23 protein-coding genes are annotated in these 25,394 nt (G+C 70.6%); 10 read left to right on the top strand and 13 right to left on the bottom strand.

Going from position 1 to position 25,394, the window contains the following annotated elements; genetic code table 11:
• Window positions 1-24: 24 nt before the first annotated feature.
• From WMF33_RS49885 to WMF33_RS49870, 4 genes are all read right to left on the bottom strand, one after another.
• Window positions 25-1,110: an ABC transporter ATP-binding protein gene (locus tag WMF33_RS49885; RefSeq protein WP_437335161.1), complete on the bottom strand. Its 1,086-nt coding sequence runs from the start codon at window positions 1,108-1,110 to the stop codon at window positions 25-27.
• Between the two features lie 100 nt (window positions 1,111-1,210).
• Entirely contained in the window at window positions 1,211-2,089 is an 879-nt protein-coding gene (locus tag WMF33_RS49880; protein ID WP_020742313.1) for an ABC transporter permease, read from the bottom strand.
• Window positions 2,090-2,102: 13 nt separating this feature from the next.
• Entirely contained in the window at window positions 2,103-3,194 is a 1,092-nt protein-coding gene (locus WMF33_RS49875) for a polyamine ABC transporter substrate-binding protein (RefSeq protein ID WP_437335160.1), read from the bottom strand.
• A 59-nt stretch (window positions 3,195-3,253) separates the two neighbouring features.
• Entirely contained in the window at window positions 3,254-4,099 is an 846-nt protein-coding gene (locus WMF33_RS49870; RefSeq protein ID WP_437335159.1) for an ABC transporter permease, read from the bottom strand.
• A 425-nt stretch (window positions 4,100-4,524) separates the two neighbouring features.
• Between WMF33_RS49870 and WMF33_RS49865 the strand changes: the two genes are divergently transcribed.
• From WMF33_RS49865 to xylB, 7 genes are all read left to right on the top strand, one after another.
• Window positions 4,525-4,974, top strand: a complete 450-nt coding sequence (locus tag WMF33_RS49865) for a DUF2203 domain-containing protein (protein WP_061627515.1) — start codon at window positions 4,525-4,527, stop codon at window positions 4,972-4,974.
• Window positions 4,975-4,984: 10 nt separating this feature from the next.
• The gene (gene folE / locus WMF33_RS49860) at window positions 4,985-5,563 is read left to right on the top strand and encodes a GTP cyclohydrolase I (RefSeq protein ID WP_437335158.1); all 579 of its coding nucleotides are present in this window, start codon (window positions 4,985-4,987) and stop codon (window positions 5,561-5,563) included.
• On the top strand, window positions 5,560-6,246 hold the full coding sequence (locus WMF33_RS49855; RefSeq protein ID WP_020742308.1) for an SDR family NAD(P)-dependent oxidoreductase: 687 nt from the start codon (window positions 5,560-5,562) through the stop codon (window positions 6,244-6,246). The genes folE and WMF33_RS49855 overlap by 4 nt, the downstream gene beginning before the upstream one ends.
• 184 nt (window positions 6,247-6,430) lie before the next feature.
• On the top strand, window positions 6,431-7,096 hold the full coding sequence (locus WMF33_RS49850) for an LON peptidase substrate-binding domain-containing protein (protein WP_437335157.1): 666 nt from the start codon (window positions 6,431-6,433) through the stop codon (window positions 7,094-7,096).
• Between the two features lie 179 nt (window positions 7,097-7,275).
• Complete coding sequence (locus tag WMF33_RS49845; RefSeq protein WP_437335156.1) at window positions 7,276-8,262, top strand: hypothetical protein; 987 nt, start codon at window positions 7,276-7,278, stop codon at window positions 8,260-8,262.
• Between the two features lie 152 nt (window positions 8,263-8,414).
• A complete protein-coding gene (locus tag WMF33_RS49840) occupies window positions 8,415-9,425 on the top strand; it encodes a zinc-dependent alcohol dehydrogenase family protein (protein ID WP_437335155.1) in 1,011 nt (336 codons plus the stop codon).
• 92 nt (window positions 9,426-9,517) lie between these two features.
• The gene (gene xylB / locus WMF33_RS49835; RefSeq protein ID WP_437335154.1) at window positions 9,518-11,074 is read left to right on the top strand and encodes a xylulokinase; all 1,557 of its coding nucleotides are present in this window, start codon (window positions 9,518-9,520) and stop codon (window positions 11,072-11,074) included.
• Window positions 11,075-11,187: 113 nt separating this feature from the next.
• Here the strand turns inward: xylB and WMF33_RS49830 are convergent, their stop codons facing one another.
• The 7 genes from WMF33_RS49830 to WMF33_RS49800 all read right to left on the bottom strand — a co-directional run bounded on the left by WMF33_RS49830 (window position 11,188) and on the right by WMF33_RS49800 (window position 20,238).
• Window positions 11,188-12,540, bottom strand: coding sequence for a DNRLRE domain-containing protein (locus WMF33_RS49830; RefSeq protein WP_437335153.1), 1,353 nt, complete (start codon window positions 12,538-12,540; stop codon window positions 11,188-11,190).
• Window positions 12,541-12,853: 313 nt separating this feature from the next.
• A complete protein-coding gene (locus WMF33_RS49825) occupies window positions 12,854-13,663 on the bottom strand; it encodes a metallophosphoesterase family protein (RefSeq protein ID WP_437335152.1) in 810 nt (269 codons plus the stop codon).
• 6 nt (window positions 13,664-13,669) lie between these two features.
• The gene (locus WMF33_RS49820) at window positions 13,670-14,623 is read right to left on the bottom strand and encodes a diacylglycerol/lipid kinase family protein (protein ID WP_437335151.1); all 954 of its coding nucleotides are present in this window, start codon (window positions 14,621-14,623) and stop codon (window positions 13,670-13,672) included.
• Between the two features lie 257 nt (window positions 14,624-14,880).
• The gene (locus WMF33_RS49815) at window positions 14,881-16,659 is read right to left on the bottom strand and encodes a sensor histidine kinase (protein WP_437335150.1); all 1,779 of its coding nucleotides are present in this window, start codon (window positions 16,657-16,659) and stop codon (window positions 14,881-14,883) included.
• A 270-nt stretch (window positions 16,660-16,929) separates the two neighbouring features.
• Entirely contained in the window at window positions 16,930-17,586 is a 657-nt protein-coding gene (locus WMF33_RS49810; RefSeq protein WP_437335149.1) for a hypothetical protein, read from the bottom strand.
• A gap of 31 nt (window positions 17,587-17,617) precedes the next feature.
• On the bottom strand, window positions 17,618-18,202 hold the full coding sequence (locus tag WMF33_RS49805; RefSeq protein ID WP_437335148.1) for a hypothetical protein: 585 nt from the start codon (window positions 18,200-18,202) through the stop codon (window positions 17,618-17,620).
• Window positions 18,203-18,522: 320 nt separating this feature from the next.
• A complete protein-coding gene (locus WMF33_RS49800) occupies window positions 18,523-20,238 on the bottom strand; it encodes a cytochrome-c peroxidase (protein WP_437335147.1) in 1,716 nt (571 codons plus the stop codon).
• A 1,081-nt stretch (window positions 20,239-21,319) separates the two neighbouring features.
• Here WMF33_RS49800 and WMF33_RS49795 point away from each other — a divergent pair.
• Window positions 21,320-22,375, top strand: a complete 1,056-nt coding sequence (locus WMF33_RS49795) for a hypothetical protein (RefSeq protein WP_437335146.1) — start codon at window positions 21,320-21,322, stop codon at window positions 22,373-22,375.
• A 132-nt stretch (window positions 22,376-22,507) separates the two neighbouring features.
• Here WMF33_RS49795 and WMF33_RS49790 read toward each other — a convergent pair whose 3' ends face one another.
• Window positions 22,508-23,710 carry a GlxA family transcriptional regulator gene (locus WMF33_RS49790; RefSeq protein WP_437335145.1) on the bottom strand — a complete coding sequence of 401 codons (1,203 nt, stop codon included), beginning with the start codon at window positions 23,708-23,710 and terminating at the stop codon, window positions 22,508-22,510.
• Window positions 23,711-23,822: 112 nt separating this feature from the next.
• On the opposite strand from WMF33_RS49790, the gene WMF33_RS49785 reads away from it, so the two are divergent.
• Both WMF33_RS49785 and WMF33_RS49780 read left to right on the top strand, forming a co-directional pair.
• Window positions 23,823-24,191: a hypothetical protein gene (locus tag WMF33_RS49785; protein WP_437335144.1), complete on the top strand. Its 369-nt coding sequence runs from the start codon at window positions 23,823-23,825 to the stop codon at window positions 24,189-24,191.
• Entirely contained in the window at window positions 24,188-24,478 is a 291-nt protein-coding gene (locus WMF33_RS49780) for a DUF3817 domain-containing protein (protein ID WP_437335143.1), read from the top strand. The genes WMF33_RS49785 and WMF33_RS49780 overlap by 4 nt, the downstream gene beginning before the upstream one ends.
• Before the next feature lie 482 nt (window positions 24,479-24,960).
• Here WMF33_RS49780 and WMF33_RS49775 read toward each other — a convergent pair whose 3' ends face one another.
• A complete protein-coding gene (locus WMF33_RS49775) occupies window positions 24,961-25,224 on the bottom strand; it encodes a hypothetical protein (RefSeq protein WP_020742286.1) in 264 nt (87 codons plus the stop codon).
• Window positions 25,225-25,394 lie beyond the last annotated feature (170 nt).

Below are 25,394 nucleotides of genomic sequence, written 5' to 3'. Positions count from 1 at the left end.
CCACACCGACGGGCCTGCGGCGGCTCACCCCTCGTGGACGATGACGATGTCGTCGGGGTGAAGGTGGCAGAACACCCTGTCGCCGACGTGCAGCGCGGCCTGGACGGAGCTCTCGTTGGCCACCACGGCCGTGAGCTCGAGGCCGGAGCCGGTCCGGAGGCGCAGCTGGTCGGTGGCGCCCTTGAACAGCTCGTCCTCGACGTGCGCGTCGAAGCAGTTCTCCAGATCGCCGTGCCGTTCCTTGCGGAGCGCGATCTTCTCGGGCCGGATCGAGATGAGCGCGCTCTCGGCCCCGCCCGCGAGGTGCTCGGCGTTGACGAGGAGCTCGATCCCGCCGGCGAGCCGGACCCGCGCGCGCTCGCCGCTCCGCGAGAGGACGGCCGCCCGGAGGATGTTGGCCTGGCCGATGAAGTTCGCGACGAACGTGGTCTTCGGCCGGTGGTAGATCTGCGACGCGTCGCCGAGCTGCTCGATCCGGCCCTTGTTGATCACGGCGATGCGGTCGCTCATGGTGAGCGCCTCTTCCTGGTCGTGGGTCACGAACACGAAGGTGATCCCGAGCTTCTTCTGGAGCTCCTTGAGCTCGACCTGCATGGCGTGCCGGAGCTTCGCGTCGAGCGCGGACAGCGGCTCGTCGAGGAGCAGGACCTTCGGCCGGCAGACGATGGCGCGCGCGAGCGCGACCCGCTGCCGCTGCCCGCCGGAGAGCTGCGACGGCTTGCGCTGCTCCATGCCTTCGAGCGACACCATCGCGACGGCGGCGCGGACCCGCTCGGCGATCTCCGGCTTCGGGACCTTCTTCATCCGCAGGCCGAAGCTGATGTTCTCCTGCACGGTCATGTGAGGGAACAGCGCGTAGCTCTGGAACACCTGGTTCACGTCGCGCCGATAGGGCGGATCGTGCGTGACGTCCTTCCCCGCGAGCAGGACGGCGCCGCTCGTCGGCGTCTCGAACCCCGAGATCATCCGGAGGAGCGTCGTCTTGCCGCACCCCGAGGGGCCGAGGAGGGTGATGAACTCGCCCGCCTGGATCTGGAGATCGACCTCGCTCACCGCTTGAAAGCTGCCGAATCGCTTGGTGACCGCGCGGAGCTCGACCATGACGTCCATCAATTTACCTTGGGGGGCCGGGAGCAGAGGGGGAGAGATAGAGGGGAGAGAGGGAGCGGGGAGAGCGGGACGCGCGGCGGCGGAGGGGCGCGGCGCCGCGTCACCGGTCCTGCTCCTTGCGCATCCCGAGCAGGAAGAACAGCGAGAACAAGAGGAGCAGCGTCATCCCGAGCGCGGCGCCGAACGGCCAGTCGCGCGCCTGACCGAACTGGTTCTGGATGACGTTGCCGATCATCGGCACCCGCGACCCGCCCATGAGATCGGTGATCGCGAACATCCCGAGCGCCGGGATGAACACGAGCAGGACCCCCGCGAGGATCCCCGGCCGCGTCAGCGGGACGATGACGTGCGAGAAGGCGGACACCGGCCCCGCGCCGAGATCGAACGCCGCCTCGATGAGCGCGTTGTCGAGCTTCTCGACGCTCCCGTAGATCGGCAGGATCATGAACGGCAGGTACGAATACACGAGGCCGATGACCACCGCCGTCGGCGTGTACATGATGTCGAGCGGCGCCGAGATGATCCGCAGGTAGAGCAGGAGCCCGTTGAGGAGCCCCTCCGACTTGAGGATCGACATCCACGCATACGTCCGGATGAGGAAGCTGGTCCAGAACGGCACCATCACCAGCATGAGCAGCTTGTTCCGGATGCCCTCCCGGGCCCGCCCGATGAAGTACGCCACCGGATAGCCCGCGACGAGGCAGATCGCCGTGGTGATGGCGGCGTACTTGATCGAATTGACCAGGATCTTGAGGTAGGTCGCGTCGAGGACGCGCGCGTAGCTCGACAGCGAGAGCTCGAAGACCACCTGCCCGAGCTCGTCCCGCTCGCAGAAGCTGTAGACGAGCATGATCGCGGTGGGCGCCACGACGAAGGCGAGGAGCCAGAGCAAGAGCGGGGCGAGCAGCAGCCACCCGCGGACGCCCGGCTTGCGCTGGGGGCCCTGGAGCTCGACGACCTGCCCGGTGGCCGTGTTCATGACGCCGCGCCGCTCACTGCGACGCCTTGAGGTCCGTCACCAGCTTGTCGATGTCCGCCGCCGCCTTCCCGATGTCGTGGAAGGTCTCCATCCCGGCGAGGGGCGGGTAGCTCGCCGGGTTCGCGAGCTGCTCCGGCGTGAGCAGCGCGCGCGCCTCCGTGTTCGGGTTCGTGTAGGGGAACTTGTCCGAGATGATCTTGCTGACCTCCGGGCGGAGGATGTAATTCATGAACATCTCCGCGCCGATCTTGTTCTGCGCGTTGTCGGGGATGGCCAGGCTGTCGATCGCCTTGTGCGTCCCCTCGACCGGCAGGACGAACTGGAACTTGTTCTTGTCCTCCTGGTAGAGCAGGGCCGCCTCCCCGCTCCAGACGACGCCGATGTCCACGTCGCCGTTGAGCAGCGCCGTCTTCGGGCTGTCGGAGTCGAACACCTTCACGAGCTTGATCCACTCCGCCAGGGTCGGCTTGACCTTCGCGAGGTTCTCCGGGGTCACGTCGTTCGGGTTCATCCCCATCGTCACCATCACCCAGGAGACCATCTCGCGGTTGTCGTTCAGGGCCACGATGCGCCCCTTGTGCTTCGGCTGGAACACGTCCTTGTAGCCCTTGATGGGCTCCTTCACCTTCGCGGTGTTGACGACGATGCCGACGGTCGTGCCCATCCACGGGACCGTGTACTTGAGCTCCGGGTCGTGCGGCTGGTTCCTGAACGCGGGCGCGATGTTCTTCAGGTTCGGGACGCGGGCGTGATCGAGCGGCTGGAGCTTCTTCTGCTTGATGAGCGCCTCGATCGCGTACTCCGAGGGCTGGATGAGATCGTACCGGGTGCCCCCGGCGAGGAGCTTCGACAGCATCTCCTCGTTCGAGGCGTAGGTCTCGTAGTTGACCTTGATCCCCGTCTCCTTCGTGAAGCCGTCCAGGATCTCCTGCGGGACGTACTCGGACCACCCGAAGAGGTTGAGCTCGCCGCCGGCCTTCGGCTCGGGCGCGGGGCCGCTGCCCGAGGCGGCCGCCTGGGGCGCCGGGCTCTCCTTCTTCCCACAGCCGAGCAGGGCCACGAGGGGCACGAACACCAGGATCAGGAGCGCTGAGATGCGTTTCATTGGCTTTTCCTTGTCTTGCCTGCGCCGGCGCAGGCGCTCGCGCCGCGCGTCGGTCCCCTTCAGCTCTCGTCGGGGGGCCGCCTCGCGGTGCCCTTCAGCGACTCGGCGACCACGACGAGCATCGCGGTCGCGACGATGAACACGGTCGAGATCGTGTTCAGCATCGGGTTCAGACCGACCTTCGCCATGCCGAACACCTTGATCGGCAAGGTCTCGGACTTGGGCCCGCGCGTGAAATAGGTGACGATGAGCTCGTCCATCGACAGCGTGAACGACATCAGCGCACCGGAGACGATCGCGGGCAGAAGGTAAGGCACCATGACCAGGAAGAACGCCTTGAGCGGCGTCGCCCCGAGGTCCAGCGCGGCCTCCTCGAGCGACGGATCGAGCCCCGCGAGCCGCGCCTGGACCGCGATGAGCACGAAGGGGAAACAGAAGGTGATGTGCGAGATGATGACCGTCGTGAAGCCGAGCTCGAGCTCCACCGTCTTGAAGAAGATGAGCAGGCTGATCCCCATGATGATCTCCGGGATGATCATGGGGATGAAGATCAGCGTGCTGATCGACCGGAGCGCGGGGAACCTGTACCGGTAGAGCAGGAAGGCGCCCGCCGTGCCGAGGACGACCGAGAACGCCGTCGTGATCGCGGCGACGATCACGCTGTTGCTCAGCGACTCGATGAGCGGCGACCGGCGCTCGTCGCTCATGTGGGCGACGAGCTCGTCAAAGAGCTGCCGATACCACTTGAACGTGAACCCCTCCCACACCACGCTCATCCGCGAGTCGTTGAACGAGTAGGCGACGAGGAGCAGGATCGGCAGATAGAGGTAAACGAGGACGAGCCCGCTCCAGCCGCAGAGGAGCAGATTCGACAGCTTGATGCCCGATATCGTCCGGAGTCGCATGCGGCGGCCTAGCGATCTACCACGATCGCCGCGCGAGCTTATCGCTTGCGGAACGCCGGTTGCAACCCGTTGCCGTGTGGTGAGGCCGACACGGCGCACGGCGACGCGACCACGCTGGCTGACATGCTTCGCGGCGCGAGGGCGCTCGCGCGCGGCCGCGGGCCCGCCGGCGCCCGGGTCGGCGCGGGCGGCGCGGGCGCGTGGCCAGGCGAGGCCAGGCTGGCGTGGACTAGGGCCAGACAGGGTGGGCCAGGCCCCCGGCAGCAGCCGAGCCCGCGAGCCGCGCTGGCGCGTGGCTCATCGTTCGAAGGCGCCCCGCGCCCGCCCGCGGCGGATCCTTCGGGAGAAGCCCTTGACACCGCACTCTCCTCCGCTTACCGGCCCTGCATGACCGGGTTGTCGCGCCGCCCTTCAGGTGAGGTCCCGTGAGCACTCCCCGCATCTGGACGATCGAAGAGGCGAACGCGCTCGTCCCCCGGCTATCGTCGCTGATCGGCCGGCAGCTCGCCCTGGCGAGCGATATCGAGCGCTGCTGGCAGGCGCTCGTGAAGGCCGTCGAGAGCCCGGCGGCGACGCCCGATCAGCTCCTCGAGCTGGCGCGCGGCGGCAGCGAGCTGGCGCGCGCCCGCGAGCGCGAGCTCTCGGAGAAGATCGCCGCGTACGAGTCGGGGTGGCAGGAGGTCGAGGAGCTCGGCGTGGTCGTGAAGGACCAGCGCATCGGGCTCTGCGACTTCTACGGGCGCCTCGACGGCGCCCTCGTCTGGCTGTGCTGGCGCTACGGCGAGCAGGCCGTCGAGCACTACCACGGGCTCGAGGCCGGCTACGCCGGGCGAAAGCCGATCACCGCGGCCAAGCGCCGACAGCTGCTCAACTGACGGGGCCCCGGTGATCGATCGACAGAGAGCGGCACGGGCGATCGAGGAGTTCCTCCGCGCCCTCGGGCGCGACGTCGAGGGGGAGCTCGCCGGCACGGGCGAGCGCGTCGCTGACGCGTGGGCGGACGACCTGATCGAGGGCGAGGCCATCGACGCGGCCGCGGTGCTCCGCGAGGGCGCGATGGAGACGGGCCCCTTCGAGCGCGGCCTCGTCGTCGCCCGCGATCTCTCGGTGACCACGATGTGCCCGCACCACCTCTTGCCGGGGCACGGCACCGGGGTGGTCGCCTACCTGCCGGGGGCGCGGGTCGCCGGCATCGGCACGATCGCGCACGTGCTCGACGCGCTGGCGCGGCGGCTGACCTTGCAGGAGCGCATCGGCGGGCAGCTCGTCGATCTGCTCGTCGGCGAGCTCGGCGCCCGCGGCGCCCTGTGCAAGCTCACGCTGACCCACACGTGCCTCATCGCCCGCGGCGAGCGCAAGGCCGGCGCGGTCATCGAGACCGTGGCGGTCGCCGGGGCGTTCGCCGAGCCGGGCCCGGAGCGCGATCTCGCCTTCGCCGCCGCGCTCTCCGGGGGCAGGCGGTGAGCGGCGTCGCGGTCGTCACGGGGCCGAGCCGCGGCATCGGCCGCGCGACGGCGCTCGCGCTCGCGCGCCGCGGGCTGTCCGTCGCGCTGCTCGGCCGGCCGAGCCCGCGCCTCGACGAGGTGACCGACGAGGTCCGCCGGCTCGACGTCTCCGCGCTGGCGGTCCCCTGCGACGTCGCCTCCGAGGAGCAGGTCGCGCGCGCCGCCGCCGAGGTCGTGGCGTGGCTCGGCGCGCCCCGCGTCGTCGTGAACAACGCGGGCATCGTGCGCCGCGGGACGCGGGTCCACGAGACCTCGCCCGCCGCCTGGGACGAGGTGATCGCCGTCAACCTGCGCGGCCCCTACCTCGTCTCGCGCGCCTTCCTCCCGGCCATGCTGGCGCACGGCCGCGGCCGGCTCGTCCACGTCGGCAGCATCTCCTCGACCATCGCGTCCCCGGGCAACGCCTCGTACGCCGCCTCCAAGTGGGGCCTCGTCGGCTTCTCGAAGAGCCTGGCCGAGGAGCTGCGCGGGACGGGGCTCCAGTCCATCGCCGTGCTCCCCGGCTCGGTCGACACCGACATGCTCGCCGGCAGCGGCTTCCCCCCGCAGATGAGCGCCGACGAGGTGGCGCAGCTCATCGTGTACGCCGCGCTCGACGCCCCCGACGCCGTGACCGGCTCGGCGCTCGAGATGTTCGGCTGACGAGGCCGGCAGGGCGGCTGGCGCGCAGCGCGCGGCCAGGTACGCGCAGCGCGCGGCCAGGCGCGCAGCGCGCGGCCAGGCGCGCAGCGCGCGGCCAGGCACGCGCTGCGCGATCAGGCACGCGCTGCGCTCGATGTACGTGGCGCCGCCACACCCGACCCCCCCGCGTGCTACCCTGAGGCTCGTGGAAACGACGCCTCCGCGACCGGGCGATCTCAACGCGGCTTTGCCCGAGCTCCCGCTGTTCCCGCTGCCGCAGACGGTGCTGTTCCCCGGCGCCCTCCTGCCGCTCCACATCTTCGAGCCGCGCTACCGGGCGCTCGTGCGCGACGCGCTCGAGACGCACCGCATCCTCTCGGTCGTGCTCATCACGGACCCCCACCCGATCGACGCGCACGGCCACCCGGCCATCGCGGGGGTGGCGGGCGCGGGCGAGATCATCGATCACGCCGAGCTGCCGGGGGGCCGCTACAACATCGTGCTGCGTGGCCGCGCCCGCGTCCGCCTGGCGGAGCGCCCGTTCGTGCCGCCGTACCGCACGGCCGCGGCGACCGTCCTCGAGGACCAGCCCGGCGAGATCTCGGCGCAGGACCACGCCGCGCTCATCTCCACCGCGGCCTCGTTCGCCTCGCTCGTCCGCGAGCGCGACAGCAATTTCGAGTTTCGGCTGCCGCGCGACGCGGCCGCCTCGCTCGTCGCCGACCTCTGCGCCCATCACCTGATCCTCGACGCGCGGGAGCGGCAGGCCGTGCTGGAGACCCTCGACGTCGTCGCGCGGGTGCGCCGCGTGACCGAGGCGCTCGCGCTCCAGCAGCTCGCGCTGGCCTCGGCGGCGCGCGACGTCAACTAGCGCCTCGCGCTCGCCTCGGCGCGACGCCCACCAGCGCCGCGCCGGGGGGGATGGGCCGGCGCGGATGGGCTCGATTGCGCGCCGACCGCGCGGCGCACCTGAACACGGGTCCAGAAGCGGCGCCGGAGCGGGGCTGGAGCGGGTGCGGCCGTCCCAAGATCGAGTAGGCTGCGCCGCCTATGGCGACCTCTCGTTCAACGGAACCTTCGGCCCCGATCATCGTCAAGCACCCGGGGTGTCCCCAGTGGGGACTCGGATACCTCGTCGAGGAGCGCGACGAAAAGCGCTTCTACGATTTCGAGGACGGCCTCAATCATTCCATCGCCAAGGCTTTCTGGTCCAAGCTCGAGCCGGTGCAGCTCGGCGACGACGAGGCGAGCGCGCTCGAGGCCAGGATCCGCGGTCTCCGTGACCGGCCGTCGGCCGCCGCCAAGAAGCAGCGCGCGCGCGTGGTCGCGCCGCCGCTCACGAGCTTCGACGAGCAGGTCGCGAGCTTCGAGTCGCAGTTCGAGGGCGGGTTCGGGGGCCCGCACTTCATCGCCGAGGAGCGCGGCGCCGCCGGGGCCGTCGCGGCCGAGGGCGGCAAGAAGAAGAGCAAGGCCTTCAAGCAGGGCGCCATCGAGACCGCGCGCGCGCTCCTCGGCAAGGGCGAGCTCGAGGCGCTGCTCGCGGCGGGCAACCTCGCCGATTTCATGGAGCGGATCGCCAAGGTCCACAAGGCCGCGACCGGCCTCCTGCACCCGCTCGGCGACCTCATCCCGTTCAACAAGATGCCGGCCGAGCACCACCGCGCCTACGCCGAGGCGGTCGTCGACGTGCTCTACGGCGCGGGCGACTACGCCGCGCGCTTCGACCGGCTCGCCGGCGTGCTCGCCGCGGCCAAGGTCGCCACCTGGCCGCTCGCGACGATCCTGAGCGCGCTCGTCTACCCGGAGGAGCACGTCTTCGTGAAGCCCTCGTTCTTCGAGAAGCAGGCGTCCGTGCTCGGCTTCGATCTCGCCTACGATCGCGTGCCGAGCGCCGAGGGCTACGGCCGGATGCAGGCGCTCGCGCGCGAGCTCGAGCGGCGGCTGCGCGAGCGCAGCCTCGCCCCGCGCGACCTGATGGACGTCTACGCCTTCCTCTGGCGCACGATCTCTCCGCCCAAGGTCTCCGCGAAGTCCTGACGTCCCGCGTCAGCCCGCCCCGCGCGTCGCCGCGCGGGGCGCGGCTCGACGGCCCTCGACGCCCGGCCGCGGCCCGCCTATGCGACCCCAACGAGGAGGGCTTCGCAGGAAGCGGCCGCGCTGCCCCTGCGATGCCCCGAGGAGGGTCTCGTATGAAGGCAGCCGTTCTCGAAGCCGTGAAGAAGATCGCCGTACGCAACGACGTCGCGCCGCCGCAGATCGGCCCGCGCGACGTGCTCGTCCGCGCGAAGGCGTGCGGCATCTGCGGGACCGACGTGCACATCTGGGAGGGCGATTTCTTCCCGACCTTCCCGCTGATCCCGGGGCACGAGCTCGCCGGCGAGGTGGCCGCCGTGGGCGACGAGGTCGAGGGCCTCCGGCCCGGCGACCGGGTCATGGTCGACCCGACGGTGACCTGCGAAGAGTGCCATTTCTGCATGATCAACCGGCAGAACCACTGCCTTCGGTGGAACGCGGTGGGCGTGACCCGCGACGGCGGCTTCGCCGAGCTCGTCCGGGTCCCGGCGAAGAACTGTTATCGCTTCGAGCGCGTCTCGTTCGGCGAGGCGGCGTTCTGCGAGCCGCTCGCGTGCGTCGTCTTCGGCCAGGATCGCGCGCGCATCGAGGTCGGCTCGGAGGTCCTGGTCCTCGGCGCCGGCCCGATCGGCCAGCTCCACCTCCAGGCGAGCCGCGCGAACGGCGCGGCCGCGGTCACCGTGGTCGACCTCGTCGAGTCGAAGCTCGATCTGGCGCGCCAGCACGGCGCGACCGAGGTGGTCGTCGCCGACAACGCGCTCCCGGCGAAGCTCAAGAAGATCGCGCCCTACGGCTTCGACGTCGTGATCGACGCGACGGGCATCGCGCGGGTCCTCGGCGACGCGCTCCAGTACGTGAAGAACGGCGGCCGGTACCTCGTGTTCGGCGTGTGTGGTCCCGAGGACAAGGTCGAGGTCTCGCCGTTCGAGATCTACCGGCGCGATCTCGAGATCATCGGCAGCTTCGCGATCAGGAGGACGTACGACCGGGCATTCAAGCTGATGGAGCGCGGGGCCGTCGACGTGAAGCGGCTCCTGTCCGAGGCGATGCCCGTCGAGGAGCTCCCGCGCGGGCTGGAGATGATGAAGAAGGGCACCGCGCCCATGAAGCTCCAGGTCGTGTTCTAGCCGCTCACCTTCTCTTCAGAGTTTCTAGCCGCTCACCTTCTCTTCAAAGTTCCAGCCGCTCACCTTCTCTTCCAAGGAAAAGGACGCTCTTCATGGCCATCGTGATCGGAATCGACGTCGGGACCAGCGGCCTCAAGGCCATCGCAGTCGAAACGGAGCGCGGCGCGGCGGTCGCGTCGGCGCACCGCGAATACCCGCTCTCCACGCCGCACGCCGGGTGGGCCGAGCAGGAGCCCGAGGACTTCGCCGCGGCGGCGCTGAGCGCCCTCGGCGAGCTCGCCCGCGCCCTCGGCCCGCGCCGGGACGAGGTGCGCGCGATCGGGCTGACGGGGCAGATGCACTCGGCGGTGTTGCTGGACGAGGCGCAGGCCGTCATCCGCCCGGCGATCCTGTGGTGCGACACGCGCACCACGGCCGAGTGCCAGGCGATCCACGCGAACCCGAAGGTCGGCGACGCGGGCCTCGCGCGCCTGGTCGGCAACCGCGCGCTCGAGGGGTTCACGCTGCCGAAGCTGCTCTGGCTGCGGCAGCACGAGCCCGAGGCGTTCGCGCGCGTGCGCGCGGTGCTGATGCCGAAGGATTACGTGGGGCTCAAGCTCACGGGCGAGCTCGGGACCGACGACAGCGACGCGAGCGGCACGCTGGCGTTCTCGCCGGGGGATCGCGCCTTCAGCGCCGAGCTCCTCGACGCGGTCGGGGTGCCGCGCGCGGTGTTCCCGAAGTCGGCGCCGTCGAACGCGCCGCTCGGCAAGCTCACGCCCGAGGTCGCGGCGGCCACGGGGTTGCCGGCGGGCACGCTGGTCGTGCGGGGCGCGGCGGACAACGCGGCGGGCGCGGTGGGGCTCGGCATCGTGCGCCCTGGCCGGGCGATGGCGTCGGTCGGCACGAGCGGCGTGATCCTGGCGCACACCGACTCGTGGGTCGTGGAGCCCGAGATGCGGCTGCACAGCTTCTGCCACGCGGTCCCGGGCCGCTTCTACCTGATGGGGGTGATGCTCGCCGCCGGCGGCGCGCTCCGCTGGTACCGCGACGTCCTCGGCGACGGGGAGCGCATGGCGGCGGAGATCCGCAAGGTCGATCCGTACGAGATCATCTCGGACACCGCGTCGACAGCGCGCCCCGGCGCGGGCGGCGTGGTCTTCCTGCCGTACCTGATGGGCGAGCGGACGCCGCACAACGACGCGGCGGCGCGCGGCGCGTTCGTGGGGCTGAGCGCCCGGACGACGAAGGCCGACCTCTCGCGCGCGGTGCTGGAGGGCATCACGTTCGGGCTGGCGGACTCGCTGGACCTGATGCGCGGCGTGGGGCAGGCGAACGGCGCGGCGGCGGTCTCGATCGACGAGATCCGGCTGACCGGCGGCGGGGCGCGCAGCGCGTTCTGGCGGCAGCTGATGGCCGACGTGTTCGAGGCGCCGGTGGCGATCACGACGTCGACGGAGGGCCCGGCCTACGGCGCGGCGCTCCTCGGCGCGGCGGGCGCGGGGCTGTTCTCGTCGGTCGAGGAGGCGGCGGACGCGTTCGTCCATGTCGTCTCGCGGGTCGCGCCGGATCAGGCGCGCTCGGCGCGGTACCGGGAGATCCACGCGGTGTACCGCGGGCTCTACAGCGACCTGAAGGGACGGTTCCGGGAGCTCGGGAAGCTGGCGTGATCGGGTGACGGGAGCCGGCCGGGGCGACCGAGGCCGGTATTGCTGGTGCGCACGAGGTCGTGCCGAGCCGCCCGGCGCCCATCGAGGGCGCTCGCCCCCGACAAGGCTCCTGCCTATCCGGGCGGCCCCGGCAGATAGCAGATGTGCATCCACGGCCTCACCACGCTCTCCCGCGGCCTCGGATTGATCTCGCTGGCGAGGAGCCGGGTCTGCTCACCGTCGTCCTCGCGGAGCAGGATCCCGTAATTATCCGCCTTGCCGCCGAGCCAATCCGCCACGAGCCCGGTCACGTCGAACGAGATGCCGCGATACGTCTTCACGGTGGCCGTCGCGTTGCCGGACACCGCGATCGGGGTGGGCTCGAACCCGTCTTTTTCGAAGGAGGCCCAGGACGCGCTCTCGTCCCAGTCCTTCACCACCCGGTGCACACTGATCACCCCCGGCCCGCTCGTGCTCTCCAAGGATAGCCCGATGCGGGCGGTGAGCAGCATGGCCCCTTGGGGAAGCTCGGAGAGATCGAAGCGGAGCAGCGCGCTGCGGATCGCATCGGTGCCAGGCGGCGTCCCCACCAGGAGGTCGACGCTCTCGCCGAAGCTCCGACCGGGCCGGTCGCTCGCGATATACGTATCGTGGACCCGGCCGGGAGTGATGCCGCGGCGCTGGATCACGAGGGCCTGGAGCGCGGACTTCTCGCCGGCCAGCTCCTTGTCCAGGAACTCTTCGCGGATGCCGGGAAAGGCGGCGCGCCCGAGCCCGCCCACGACGTCGCAGAGCCCGCCGGGGGCGAACGAGCCGACGCCGACGACAAGCTCGCCCCCGTCCTGCCGGATCAGCGCGGGGCCACCGCTGTCCCCGGAGCACAGGCCGCCCCGCCCATTCGTCTGATCGATGGCGATCGTGAGCGGCGCGACCTCGCTGATCCACGCTTCGGCATTGCGGCGGCTCGTGTTCGTCGCCGGGGTGCTGCCGTAGCCCACGACGGTGACGGCGCTGCCGACTTCGAGGCCGTCCGGCCACGACGCGAGCGGGATCGGCGTGATCCTGAGCGCGCCGGCGCCCCTGGCGGTCACGACGCAAATATCATAGTCGTGGCTCAGCCCATTGTGACAGGGGTGACGCTGGAACCCCTCGACAGGGAGGACGAGGCGGCGCGACGGCTCGCGGATGTCGGGACCGATCAGCGCTGCCACGAGGCCGGGGGAATCTTCGCAGCAGTGCGCGGCGGTGAGCACGTGGACCTTGTCTCCGTCAGCGCTCCGTCGAACGATGGTGCCGCTGCAGAGTCCGCCTTCCTTATCGAACAGGGCGACGACCGCCGCGTGCGTGTTGTCCGCGCGGGAGCCGGTGCCGATGATCGCTGACCGTTCCTCCCCGCCCTCCTCGCGAGAGCCGATCCCGGTCGGTTGCACGCAGGCCGCCGGCAAGAGCACGGAGGTGGCCAGCCGGACCACCGCGAGCGTTCTCATATCGGACCTCCCCCCAGACCACCAGCGCTCGGCCGGCGCGCGCGATGCAACCACGCGTTATCGACCGCTCCCTCGACTCGTGCGTCTGAGAGGAATCTTGTTGGCTATCCGGGCGCTGTCAATCGAGCGTGCAGCGCTGCCACGCTCGCATTGCAATCCGCGCCCAGCCCAGGCAGCGGCCCCGCTCAGCCCGGAAAGCTCGTCTTCACCCCTCTCGCGAAGAACGAGACAGCGCGCATTCTCCAGAGATCGCCCATTTCACGTCGCAACGGCGTGGTGTCCGCTCCAGCGCAGGAGCCGGGCACGCCTCGGGCTACGCCGCCCGCACCCACCCCCGCGCCGTCTCCTCGAAATGCTCCGCGCCGGCGATCCTGAAAATACCGCTCTCCGGCTCCCAGAAGTTCCGCTCGATATCGATCTTGTGCCCGCTGATCCGGATCACGTTGAACGCGTTCTGCTCCCCGCGCCCGCGCGTCGACGTCGCCGTGCCGGCCTGGATGATGAGCGACGAGTGCCCGCCGGCCTCGAACCGCTCCGCGGAGTGCCCCGTGTGGCTGAGGTGCAGGTGCCCCGACAGGATGATGTCGACCCCGCAGGCCGCGATCGCCGCCATCGCCTGCCGCGCGCGCCCCACGATCCCGTGCGGCGAGTTCTCGGGCAGATCGAACGGATGATGGGTGACCACGATCTTCGTGATCTCGGGCCCGAGCTCGCACATCCTCGCCTTGATCCCCTCGATCTGCCGCGCGTTGATGCGCCCGTCCTTGATGGTCAGCGATCGCGCGGTGTTGATGCCGAGCACGGCGAGCTCCGCGTCGAGGTGGAACGGCGAGAGGTCGTCCGTGATGTGGCGCCGGTACTTGTCCAGCGGGCGAAGGAACCGGTCGAACACGTTGTAGAGCGGGACATCGTGGTTGCCGGGCACCACGATCTGCGGCGCGGGCAGCGCGTCGAGGAAGGCGCGCGCCTCGGCGAACTCGGCGCTCTGCGCCCTCTGGGTCAAGTCGCCCGAGATCACGACGACGCTCGGCTCGATCCGCCAGATCCTGTCAATCAACGGGCGGAGGATGGCCTTGTCGACGCGGCCGAAGTGCAGATCCGACAGGTGCACGAGCGTGCGCATGATGAATCATCCTCCCAGCGCGGCGACGTGAGCCGTCGAGCCCTCCCGCCGTCGTGAGCCCGCGCTGATCTGGGACGACAGGGGCACGATGACGCGAAGCGCCTCAGGCCGCGTGCGATAGCAGAGCGGCGGCTTCATCTTCAGGACCTCGCCGTCCGCGGCCACGTGGAGGCGGCGGCGCCCCGGCGCCTCCACCCGCAGCTCCGTCGTGCGCAAAATACTGAAATCGCTCGCCTCCTGGATGCGGCCGGCGAGGGCGCTGGCGATGAGCCGGACGCTGGAGAGCCGGCTCTCCGCGTGCGCGACGCACACCCCGAGCTCGCCCGAGCCCGGCGGCCGCTGCCGGGCGAGGTCGACGTCGCCGAGCTTGAAATCGTTGTTCGCGACGAACACGAACGGCGTGTCCAGCTGGAGCTCCTGCCCGTCCAGGAAGAGACGGAGTCGGACGCGCTCGTGCCGCCGGATGCCCGAGACGGTCGCCAGCGCGAGGGCGACCCACTTGTTGAGCCCGCTTCGCCTCCGGAGCGCCTCGCGGTCGCGCACGATGCCGGGATAGATGCCCAGGGTCGAGTTGTTCACGAACACACGCCCGTTGACCTCGCCCACATCGACCCGGGCGCGCCGCCCCTCGACCAGCGTGCGCACGGCCCCCTCGAGGGTCAGCGGAACACCGAGGTACTTGGCGAAATGGTTCACCGTCCCGAGCGGCAGCACCCCCAGCGTCTTGTCCGTGCCGGCGACCGCCGCGGCGACCGTGTTCACCGTGCCATCGCCGCCAGCCGCCACGACGAGATCGTAGGGCTCCCGCGCCGCGTAGCGGGCGAGCTCCCCCATGTGCCGGGTCTTCTCGGCGCACAGCAGATCTGCGTCAAAGCCGGTCTCCTTCAGGAGCTCCCCGAGCCGCGCGCGCTGCTCCGCCGCGCGGTTCGATCGGGAAGAGCAATTCAACAGGACTGCCACGGATCGATGCATTACCGTCGAGCTTCCAGCAAGAGGCCAGGGCTCGCGCTCACCGCTCCTCGATGAAACGGATCGCGCAGAGCGCTCCTCCTGGTGAAGCAATCCGCGCGCCCGACCGCCGGCCCCTCGCGCTCGCGTCGCGCCGGCGCCTCCGGCGGGCCGCGCCGCCAGCGGCGTGCCTCACCCGGCGCGGAGCGTGGCGGATCGCCACGCTCGCCTCCGCGGCCCGCGCGGCGGCGCGCCGTGGCGGACCCTGCTCAGCGCACGCCGCCCCCGACGTCCGGCTCGCTCCGCGGCCAGGTGAAGAAGAACGTGGCGCCGGCGCCCTTCTCTGACTCGACCCACGCCCGGCCTCCCTTGCTGAGCACGATCTTCTGGACGATCGAGAGCCCGATGCCCGTCCCCTCGACGTTGTCGCGCGGATTCAGGGTCTGGAAGATCTCCCAGACCTTCTGGTGGTACTGCGGGGCGATCCCGGGCCCGTTGTCCTTCACCGAGAACTCCCAGAGCTCGCCCACCTCCCGCCCCCGCACCTCGACGCGCGGGTCGGGGCGATCGGCATACTTCAACGCATTGCCGATCAGGTTCAGAAACACCTGCTCGAGCGGAACCCGCTCCGCGAGGAGCGTCGGCATGCCCGCCGCGATCTCGATCGACGCGCCCTCGGGGACCGTGAGCAGCGCGAGCACGTCGTCGAGGAGCTTCCGGACCTCCACGCTCTCGGGCTTGTCGCGCACGCGTCCAGCGCGCGAGTAGCGCAGGATGCCCTCGATGAGCGCCTCGAGCCGGACCACGCGCGAGCGGAGCAAAACCATGTGCTGGCGCGTCTCCGGCGACGCCTTGTCCATGAGGTCGTCCTCGATCCACTGCGACAGGTTCGCGATGGCGCGGAGCGGCGCCTTCAGATCGTGGCTCGCCACGTAGGCGAAGCGATCGAGCTCCTTGTTGCTCTGCTCGAGGGCCTGGATGAGCTGCTGCGCCCGCCGGAACAGGTGCGCGTTGTCCATCGCGATGGCGGCCTGAGCCGCGAGGCCGACCACCAGCTTCTCCGCCCGCTCGGTGAAGACGCCCCGCGCCGGGTGCCCGAAGAACAGCCCGCCGATGACGCTCCCGGACCGAGAGACCACCGGCACGGCCAGGTAGCTGACCACCGGCAGATGGCCTTTCGGCATGCCGTGGTAAGGAGCGTTGTTCCCGTAGCGCCGGTCCTGCGTGACGTCGTCGAGGCGCACCACGCCCTCTCCGTTGAAGGTGGGCGCGAACACGTCCGTGTTGCGCGGCATCGGGAACGAGGAGAAGTGCTCTCGCGGCACGCCCGAGATCGTGTAGAGCATGTAGCTCTTCCCCTCGGCGTTCGTGACGTTGTAGAAGAACGCGCCGAACTGCGCGCCGCTCAGCCGCGTGGCCGCGTCCGTCACCGCCTGCACGAGCTTCTCCAGATCGAGCTCGGCCGCGAGCTGCTTGCCCGTGAGGTTGAGCACCTCCAGCGTCTCCCCCTCCTCCTGGAGCCGGTCCTCGGTCCGCTTGCGCTCGGTGATGTCGAGCACGACGACCCCCACGCCGATGACGCCCTCGTCCTTCGCCCGCACGGGCGCGTAATTGACCAGCCAGGAGCGCGGCAGGTCCGAGGCCCGCGTCCGCCCCGTCACCTCGGCGGTGAAGGCCACCCCGGTCAGAAGGACGCGCCGGAGGTGGGCGACGATCGCGTCGCTCATCTCCGGGAGCAGCTCGGGGACGGTCCTGCCGAGGTGCGCCTCGAGGGGGATCCCGTTGATGTCCGCCAGCGCCTGGTTGAGCCGCACCACGCGGAGCTCGCGGTCGATCACGCCGAGCCCGGCGGTCGTCGCCTGGAAGAAGGCGTCGATCAGCGCGCAGTCCGCGGACGGCTCGTGCAGCGCGTGGCGCTCGTGGTCGAGCGGCGCCGCCCTCGCTGCGCCGCGCGGCGCCGCCGCGGGCTCTGCCGTCGCGCCCTCGCCCGGACGCGAGACCGGCTCGGCGTGCTCCCCACTGCCGCTCTTCAAATGCGTGTTCTCCATGGACCTCGTGGAACCTGGGGCTGTCCTCGCCCGAGCGTAGCGCTCGTGTGCAAACGCGTGTGCAAAGACAGCACCCGCGCCGTGCGCCGGGGCGCCGGCCAGCCGACGATCGCGATGAGCAACGCGCTCGCGACGTGGGGCCCGTGGCTCTTCAGGAGCTCGAACGGCGTGCCCCACGTCGCAATCCCCTGCTCCACGCTGCCTCTCCTCCTCGACGATGCGCGCCGGCTCGCCCTGCGCCGGGCTGTGTCGGCGCGCGGCCGTCGGGCGTCAACCGGCGAGCGCGGCGAGGCGACGGAGCCGCTGCGCCGCGAGCTCGGCGCCGTTGACGAGGCCCTGGAGGAGGTGGGCGACGACACTGTCCTTCGCCGCGCGGGTGGCGCGCGCCGGGCGCGCCGCGAACCACGCGAGCTCGCCGGCGGCCGCCTCGACGAGGGGTCTGCGCGCCGAGAGCCAGCGCGCGCACCACGCCGCGAGGTGCGTGTCGCCCTCCGCCGTGGCGACGTACTGGATCAGCTCGACGAGGTCGATGCCGTGGCGCATCCCGAGGAGCGTGCCGCGGTAGGACTTCTCGGCGTTCAGCAGGTGATCGGCGAGGTGATCGCGCAGCGCCGAGAAGATGTGGCCCACCGCGCTCCCGCCGGCGCTGACGGGCAACCCGCGCTCGGCGAGAAGCGACGGGAGCTCCGACAGCACGGCCTCCGCGTGAGCCGAGACCGCCCGCATGGCGTGCGCCGGCGGCACATCGCCGAGGCGCTCCGCCTCTACCAACGGGTGCGCCTTCGCCGAGTGCTCCGTCTGGAACAGCTCCCGCGCGAGGTTCGCGAGGAACGCGCGCCCCTTCGGGCTCTCTTCCTGCGGCCCGGACTCGTCCCTCGCCGCGCGGCCCTCGCCGTCCGGCGCCCCGTTGCCCTGAAGTTCGTGCATGGTCGTCCCCTCTCCCCTCCTCGCGCCGAGGTCAGGATCCGCTCGCGGCGCGCCGTGCTCCTGTCCCGGTCCGCCGCGAGGTCGTCTTGCGCGATGCGCTGCTCTTGCGCGCGCTCGACCCCGCGCTCTTGCGCGCGCTCGACCCCGTGCTCTTGCGCGCGCTCGACCCCGTGCTCTTGCGCGCGCTCGACCCCGCGCTCTTGCGCGCGCTCGACCCCGCGCTCTTGCGCGCGCTCGACCCCGCGCTCTTGCGCGCGCTCGACCCCGCGCGCTTCGGCGCCGTCTTCTTCGCGGCCCCTCCCTGGCCGGCGCCGGCCGCGGCGTTCCGCTTGCGGGTCGCGGCCGCCTTCTTCGCCGCCGCGCTCCGCGCCGAGGCCGGCCGCGCCTTCGAGGCGGCGCCGCCCTTGCGGCCCCCCTTCTTCGCCGGCTCCTTGTTCACCGGTTTGCCCACCCCCGAGCCCGACTTCTTCCCTCCGCCGGTCATCTTGTTGACGGTCGCCCAGGCCCGCCGCTCGGCCTCGCCCTCCGATAAGCCGCGCTTCTCGTATCCTTCCTCGATGTGCTCGGCCTGTCGCTTCTGCTTGTCCGTGTAGCTCGACTTGTCGCCTCTCGGCATGGTGTCCTCCTTGGCGAGCTCGCGCCGCCGCGCGGGTCCGCTTCTCCGCTGGAAGCCCGGCGCGCCCTGTCGTGAGAAGAAGACAAGACCGTGCCTGTGGCCCGCATCCATCGAACCGCGGTGTCTGCGTCGATCGAGGAGCAACCGCTGTGCCGTCCGCGAGCGCCGCGACGTCCCCTGACGCAGGTCCGGATTTCCCGTCTATTGTGGATCCAGCGCCGCGCCGGCCGGACGGCGGCGGGGCGCGATCGTGGCAATCGGCCCCGGGTGATGAGGAACGCCTCAATCGCGTCGCGCGGGGAGCGCGGCGGGGCGAGGGCTCAGAGGGACTCGAGGTAGGCGACGAGATCGTCGAGCTGCGCGGAGGTCAGACCGGAGACGTCGCCGTGATCGCGGCCGCCGCAGGCGGGATCGAAGCGATCGCGGAGCGTCGCCGCGCAGCCGTCGTGCATGAACGGCGCGCGCCCGGAGATGCCGATGAGCGAGGGCACCTGCAAGAGCTCACCGGTCCCGACCTCCTCGTTCCGGTTGTTGGTGAGCATCGGGCCACTGTGGCAGTCGGCGCAGGCCACCTTCTTGTCGTGGAAGAGCGCCGCGCCGCGCGTGACCGCGGCCTCGTCCTCGGGCGGCGACGCCGGGAAGGCGGGCAGGCTGTCGATATAGCGGGCCATTAGGTCGAGCCGCCGGGGGCCGGGCTTGGGGCCGCCCATGCGGGAGACGAACACCTCTCCCATCAGGTCGGAGAGATCCGGCATATCGCCGCTCCAGTGGAGGGGCGCCGTCTGCAGGATGCCGCCGCCCACGGTCTGCGTCCGGCGCAGGCCCACGGGGTCGAAGTTCCACGTGTGTCCGTCCTCGTGCCCCTCGGGGTGGCACGACGCGCACGCGACGGCGCTGAAGCCGTTCGGCGGGCGATGGAACATGTCGTGGCCGGTGTCTCTGGCGCTCTCGCCCGGAAGCGCGATGATGGGCCCGTCGAGCACGACCAGGGCGGCCGGCTCGCGCAGCTGCACGACGACGGCGCCTCGGGCGGTGAACGCCACGGCGACCGGCTGCCCGCCCGCCGGCTGCGAGGTGACCTCGGGGTTGCAGTTGGAGGACACGGAGTCGCGCGTCAGGTTACCGGTGGCCGCGGTCACGACCACGTCGTTGCCGGCCCCGACCACGGCCACGCGCGCGCCGTCGGGCGATACCGCGATGTCGACCGGCAGCGAGACGCTCGGGATCGCGGCCGCGGGCGGCGGGGAGGCCGCCGTGTCGGGAGTATCCGCCGGGTCGATCCGGCTGATCGCGCCGTGCACGATGTTCCCATCGCAATCGCCTGCCTGGTAATAGCCGCCCGGGCTGAGGGTGACCTGCGACGCCATCGCACGCTGATGCACCATCAGCGCGCCGCCCTCGGCGCGCGGCACCATGCGCCAGGCCACGGAAGGTGCGTAATCCGAGGTGCTGAACCCGCTGGAGCGGAATGCGGGGAGCGCGCGGCGCGAGAGCACCTCGCCCTCGGGGCCCACGACGAGGGTCTCGGCGGACTTGAAGCGGCTGACGAGCAGCCGGTCGCCCTCGACCACGACGTCGCGCAGGTCGGGGGCGGGTCGGATCTTCCGGACGGCGGGGCCGCCGGCGGCGGGGAGCGTCACGAGCTCGCCGCCGGCGCAGGCGACGTGGATGGCGTCGCGCGGTGCGTCGAAGGCGACCCCGCGGGGCGCGCGGCAGACCTCCCGGCGCTCGACGATCGATCGCGACGCGATGTCGAGGGTCGCCACGGCGCCGGCGCGCCGGAGCGCCACGTGGACCCGGCCGTTCGCGTCTTCGACGAGGCGCCCGGGCTCGTCCCCGCGCGCGAGCGCGACCGACGCCGGCTCGCCGCCGTCGAGATCCACGATCCAGACGCGATCGCGGTCGGGGTCCGCCGCGACCGCCGTGCGTCCGTCGGCGGCGATGAGCAGCGTTCCGCCGCTGATGGCCGGCGGCGGGACCTCCGTCACCATGATCTGCTGATCAGAGCCGTCGAGGCCGAAGCCGGGCGTCGGCATGGGGTCCTCTGGCCCGCAGGCCGCGAGGAGCGACGAGAAAACGCTCGTGGAGAAGAGCCCTACCAGGACAAGAGAACGAGAAAGTCGCTGACGCATGAGGTCCTCCGTTCACCGCGCGCGCGAGCTCAGCAAGAAGGATTCCAGGGAGATGTCGAGATTTGGACGGCGGTTATCGCCGGGCGCGGCGCGCGCCGAGCGGCGTGGGAGGCCGGTGCGGGAGCCGGAGCAGGAAGGAGCGTTCTCAGACGGGGTGGGGGTGCGAAGGGGGGCGCGCGCTGGGCCGCGGGCAGCGCGGGCCAACGGCGGGGCTGCGCGCGGGATCGTCCTTCGCCGTGGGCGGAGAGGAGCGCGCCGCGGGAGGAGCCTCGGGAGTGCCCCGGCGCTCCTTCGCGTCGCCCTGGCGCCTCTACCCCGTGGTACCCGGTCTGTGAGGTAGCGGAGATACCGACCTGGTCTCACGACCGGGCAGGCGGCGGCGGTGAGGAGCGGCGGCTCTCTCTGGTAGAGGCGCCGGCAATCGACCCCGGAGACGAAGCTATGGGGGCTGGTGCGCGAGAGACAGGGTGCGCGGACCGCAGGGACGGAACGCGAGCTAGACCGCCTGTTGACGCCGCTCGTCCTCCGGGAGATCGGTGCGCATCCGGAAAGGGGGAGGAAGGCATGCGACACCGAGCGACAGCGAAGGTGAGCGCGATCATGCCATGCGGCGGGCTCGCGATGGTGCTCGCGTCGGCGTGCGAATTGCCTGCTTATACATGCGACACAACACAGTCCGGAGGCGTGGGTGCTGGATACCCGACAGAATCCGTAGGGGCGGGAGATTACCCGAATAACGACGAAGGCGATGGCGACGGAGGCGAGGAAGCAGTAGGCAACGCATCACTTGCGATGGCGGGATGCACGCCAGTCCACGACTGTACCGACATGTACGAGAATGCCAAGACATTGGCGGACGTTGTACGCGCAGAAACAGTCATGGCTATACCTACTGCGAGATTTGCCGCGACGAATGTCAGCAAGACAAGCCCTGCACCTATGAACTCTGCTTTCAGTGCGGATTCAAATGAGCATGACGCCCCCCGTGACACTTTTGGATGCGACGCACGTCACCTTCGACACGCCAGCCGCGGAGCGCCTGGTGCAGCTCGGGGCGACCAACATCGTACGTGCGCACGAGCATCTTATCATCGGACCTTGTCGCCCGGGCGCCGCAGAGCATGTCCGGACGCGTGAGGATTGGTCTTCTTCATGCGAAGAATGCTCGGACAGAGACGATGATGGAGAAAAATGGGATCAGCTCTATTCACCCAATCTACGCTGGGAGCCGCCCGTTGTCTTGTGGACGACGGAGAGCCTCGACGATCGAGTGAATCTCTGGAGAGCCTGCAGCCACTTGCGAAGCCTGGGAATCCGGAGCAATGATGTCTTCATCGTCGAGTTCGAGCGTGTCCACGGTACGATGAAAAGGTTTCCCGAGCCACCGAGGATCCCGCCTTTCGACTGCACCGGATCGGTAGCCCACCACCCCGACGAGGTTCTTCTGGACCGCCTCGGCAAGGCGCGCCCCTGGCCGGTGGAACGTTACGAACGTGCCGTTCGGCTCTGGGAGAGCTACGCCGATGAGAACCCCTTGCCGTTCGTCGAAAGCTGCATCTCTGGTGTCGAAGGCTTTCCAGAGCTCGCTTCGCTGTGGGCGCTCCTCTCGTGCTTCTTTCCACGGAAGACCGCCGGAGGTGCCCTGCGCCTCAGCCGGTACGACGACCTCCTCCTGACCATTCTGTCCGTAGAGGAGTGGCAGACTCCGGTGAAGGTGATCTGCAACAAATCGCAGCTTGGGCTGGACTTGAGAGATCTGATGTCCTGTACCGGAGACCTGTTTTTGGGAGACCGTCTCGCACAATGGGCAAAGCACGACGTGAGCGCCGCTGTGGAGCGCGCTCCTGGCCCCAAGCCGCCCAACGCTGGCTACCCGCTGCTCTCGACGGTGTATCGCCTCACCGAGCGCGGAGAGCGACTCCGACACGAGGGGCTCGACGAGCTCACGGATGCGCCGCGCCTGCCCATCGCCGGGACCGAGGCGTACTCGGCTTCTGCCCCTTGGGTGCTGCTCGACGATGGCCGGCTCGCTCGACGGTGAGGCGCAACGCGGGCGCCTGCGAGGCGCCAGCGCGCACGAGCAGCATGGAGAAGGGGGACGAGGAGGGCGGGATCGCCCGCGGCCGCGAGGGCTGCGAGCTCCCCTGCCGGGAGCAATCCGGCGCGGTCGAGATCAGCTGGCGCGCCGGGGCCGGCTCTGGAACGCGCGGCGGTAGGCTTGCGGGCTGGTCCCGGCCACCCGATGGAAGTGCTGCCGGAACGCCGCGACCGAGCCGAACCCGGCGCTGGACGCGACCCGCTCGATGGAGAGGGGCGTCGTCTCCAGCAGCGCCTGCGCCCGGCGGACGCGCGCCTTGAGCAGCCACTGGAGCGGGGTCGTGCCCGTCTGCTCCTTGAAGTGGCGGCTCAGAGAGCGGACGCTCATCGCTGCTCGCCGCGCGATGTCGCCGAGGGAGAGGTCGTCATGCAGGTGCTCTTCCAGCCACTCTAGCACTCGGCTCAACGAGACATGCTCCGTCGGAGCGGGCGCCTGCTCGATGAACTGCGCTTGCCCGCCGTCGCGCTCCAGCGGCATGACGGACAGGCGCGCCGCCGTGGCGGCCACGGCTGCCCCGTAGTCGCGCCGCACGATGTGCAGGCACAGGTCGAGCGCGGCGGCCGCCCCGGCCGACGTCAGCACATTACCCTCGTCGACATAGAGGACGCTGGGGTCCACCGATACCTGCGGAAAGCGCCTCGCGAGCTCCCCGGCGGCGAGCCAGTGCGTGGTGGCCCGCTTGCCGTCGAGCAGCCCCGTCGCGGCGAGCAGGAACGCGCCGCTGCAGATCGAAGCGACGCGCGCTCCCTCCTTGGCCGCTCGTCGGACGGCGCGGATCAGAGGCTCCGGGACCTGCCGAGCGATGTCCGCGATGCCTGGAAGGATGACCGTGTCGGCCTTGCGTAGGGCCGACAGCCCCCGCCGGACCCGCATCCGGAAGCGCCCGGCGTCGATGTCGCGCTTCACGCCGCAGACCTGCACCTGATACCCCGGGCGCCCGCTCGCGAGGCGTACGCGCTCGAACACCTCGATCGGCGTCGAGAGATCGAAGGCGACCACCCCGTCCAGCGCGACGATCACCACCCGATGCATGGCGCCATCATGGCGCGCTCCTCTTTTTCCGACAACCGCAGCGGCCGCGACGACGGCGATCCCTGCCGGCTCGCCGCTGCATCGTCTCCGCCTGGGCCCATCACCCCTCGACGCGGTGGCCCCACGACCTCGCAATGCGGCGGCGATCTCACCTTCCCAGTGCGCGACGCTGGCCAGATCCTGGCGATCATTGTCGTTTTTGCCGCTCGCGCAGAGGGCGCCCGTCCTCCAGACTGGCAGCCGCATGGAGTCCCGGACGTCAGCCCCGGACGCCGCCGCGTGCCACGGAGATGCTGGACCCCGAGCTGCTTACGATGCTTGAACACTGGAGCAGAGACCTCCGGCAGGAGGCGTACCGATGATCGCGTATCGATGCATTCTCGTGCTCAAGTTCCTGAGCGTCATGGGGTACGCCGGCGGCGCCGCTGGCGCTTTCCTGTGCGACGATCCCGCCGCGAGGAGGCGCGCCGTGCACCGCGTCGCGTCGCCCAGCCTGCTGGCGACGTGGCTGTCTGGATACGCGCTCCTGGTCCTGAACGGCTGGCCGCTGTTCGAGCTCTGGGTGGCAGGCGCGCTGCTCCTGTCGCTCGTCGCCAATGCCGTGCTGGTCTACTGCGTCAGTCGTGAACGAAGGGACCTCTCCGCGTTTCTTTGGTCCGCGCTGCCCGTGGTCTGCGTCGTCGTGCTGATGGTGGTCAAGCCGACCTGGCCGCAGGTGCGGCCATGAACGAGCGCCGGGCCCTCCGGATCGCGAGCATTATCGAGGGAGCGTCTCTCCTGATATTGCTGCTCGTGGCGATGCCCCTCAAATACGCGCTCGGCTACCCCGTCGCGGTGCGCATCGCCGGGAGCGTGCACGGCGTGCTCTTCCTGGCGATGCTCTCCGCCGCCTTCCGGGCGGCGCTCGAGCGCTCTCTGTCCAGCCGGGCCGTGCTCAGTGTGGTTGCGCTGTCCGTCGTCCCGTTCGGGTTCGTCATCTCGGACCGGCTCCTGCGCGTCGGAGACCGGGCCTAGAGAACGGGGGCGGCGACCGCGGCGGCGAGGGCTGCTCGCCGCCGCGCCGGGGCCAGAGCCCATCGGCATCCGGCCGGAGCCCATCGGCATCGGTGGGGCGAGCCGTCGTCATCCGGCCGGAGCCCATCGTCATCGGCGGGGCGACCCGTCGTCATCCGGCCGGAGCCCATCGGCATCCGGCCGGAGCCCATCGTCATCGGCGGGGCGACCCGTCGTCATCCGGCCGGAGCCCATCGGCATCCGGCCGGAGCCCATCGTCATCGGCGGGGCGACCCGTCGTCATCCGGCCAGAGCCCGTCGTCCTCGGTGGGGCGACCCGTCGTCATCCGGCCAGAGCCCGTCGTCCTCGGTGGGGCGACCCGTCGTCATCCGGCCAGGAGCGTGACGGCACTCGCTTCCCCCTGGCCCGAGCTCGGGCACGTCGCCGACGACGAGCTCGAGGGGCGAGCTCGCCGCCGTCCATCATCCGCGGCAGGCCGCCGTCAGCGGTAGGCGCCGCCGAACCCCATCTCGTGCTCGATCTTGACCATCTTGTTGTACAGGCCGATCACCAGCAGCGAAGGCACCCACTGGCCGACGAAGTTCGCGATCTGCTTCTTGCCGGCCAGCATGCAGCCGGCCGAGATCAGCATCGAGCCGATCGCCAGCCCGAGATAGGCGCCGGACGGAACCCTGCCAGTCCGCTCCTCGATCTTCGTGGTGATCTTGCCCTCTTCCTTCTGCATCATGGGTTCGGTCGTCGTCATCGTGGATCTCCTTCCGCGGCGCCGGGCCGGCGCTGCGCTTGCCGCCGCGAGCCGGTGCGACGACCGGGCCAGAAACGAGGGCGCCCGGACGAGAACAAACCGCGCAGCGCTCTCCCCTCCATCCGGCGCCCCGGCCCGCCGCGATTCGCGGCGATCGCCAGCCCGGCGAG

Source organism: Sorangium sp. So ce394, from assembly GCF_051474665.1.
Lineage (GTDB): Bacteria > Myxococcota_A > Polyangia > Polyangiales > Polyangiaceae > Sorangium > Sorangium cellulosum_D.
Note: the sequence above shows the minus strand (reverse complement) of the source record. Positions and strands in the feature narration are given on the sequence as shown.